At 43.6% G+C, this 1,271-nt stretch carries 1 protein-coding gene; it reads right to left on the bottom strand.

Translation table 11 applies throughout. The annotated features are described in order from the left end of the window. Window positions 1–254: 254 nt before the first annotated feature. Window positions 255–1,181: a LysR substrate-binding domain-containing protein gene (locus R7P67_RS24915; RefSeq protein ID WP_029833813.1), complete on the bottom strand. Its 927-nt coding sequence runs from the start codon at window positions 1,179–1,181 to the stop codon at window positions 255–257. Window positions 1,182–1,271 lie beyond the last annotated feature (90 nt).

The following is a 1,271-nucleotide window of genomic DNA, read 5'->3' as shown; positions in this document are numbered from 1 at the left end:
AACGTTGCAGAGCAAGTAATTGCTGACGTTAAAGAGCGTAACGCTAAGAAGTAATTCTTAAGTTAACTCTATGATTTTAAAGCCCCGCCTCGTGCGGGGCTTTTTATATCTATGGCCGAAAGTTGTTTGAAGAGTCATCAACGTTCATCTTTTAAGTTTGCTTTACTTTGATGCTGAGATGCTGGCTAACATTCATCACCGAACTTGGTCGTTCTCTTGCTGTTTAGCAAAACTCCTTTTGAAGTAAGACGTGCTTATTTATCGAGCTCGATAATTTCAAAATCTTGTGTCACTGACTTTTCAAATGTGTCTATCTCTTCTCTTAACCACTGGGCAAATAGTTGTGCTTTTGGTCGCTTCAAGTAACCCTTGGGTGCACATAGGTAGTACGCAAATCTAGGTTTTATCGCGATGTCGCCAATACGAACCAGTTTACCCGTCCGAAAATATTGATACGCCAAGCTGTGTTTGACGAGCGCTACACCTTGTAGGGATAACGCAGCTTCCAACACTAAGTGCGAGCCACTGTATTTTAAAGCGGGCTTTGCCGCTGAGTGTCCAAGTCTTGCTAACCACATGTTCCAGTCGAGATCGGGCCAAACGTCTTCGATGAGCTCTGCTTTGCTTAAATCTTCGATGCTATAGATGCCATGTTCTTTCTGATACATCGGATGACATGCTGGGTAAAAGGCTTCGTCCATCAGCCATTGCGATTCTAAATTTGGGTATCTTCCTAATCCGTAGCGAACGCACAAATCTATCTGACTATCTTGAAAAGAGACGAGATCATTTGTGGGCTCTAGCAATAGGGCAATATCAGGATGACGTTGACGAAAGGCGGTGATTTTAGGCACCAACCAATGGTGGGCAAAGGAGGGCAGTGTTGATATTGAAAGATGGTTCGGGTTTGGATCTTGGTTGACAAGACGTACGCCTTGCTGCAAATGGGCAAACCCTCTTTCTGCCTGAGTAAATAGCAGTTCCCCTTCTGGCGTCAGCACAATTTTTCTGTGTTGACGAACAAACAAGTCCGTCCCTAAAAACTCCTCAAGCTGACGAATTTGTTGGCTGATGGCTGCGGGGGTAACAAATAGATTCTTGGCTGCGGTTTTAAAACTGCCTTCCTTTGCTGCGATGAAAAAATAGTACAAGCCCTGTAATGGTGGCATCCGATCTTTCACATTAGTTTTCCTTAACTCTATGGCAGATTCTATCGTTTGAGGATATCAGCGTAGTCTCCGATTATTAACTGGTCAATATTGTAATAGGAA

The sequence above is a fragment of the Vibrio sp. Vb0937 genome (assembly GCF_033338855.1).
Note: the sequence above shows the minus strand (reverse complement) of the source record. Positions and strands in the feature narration are given on the sequence as shown.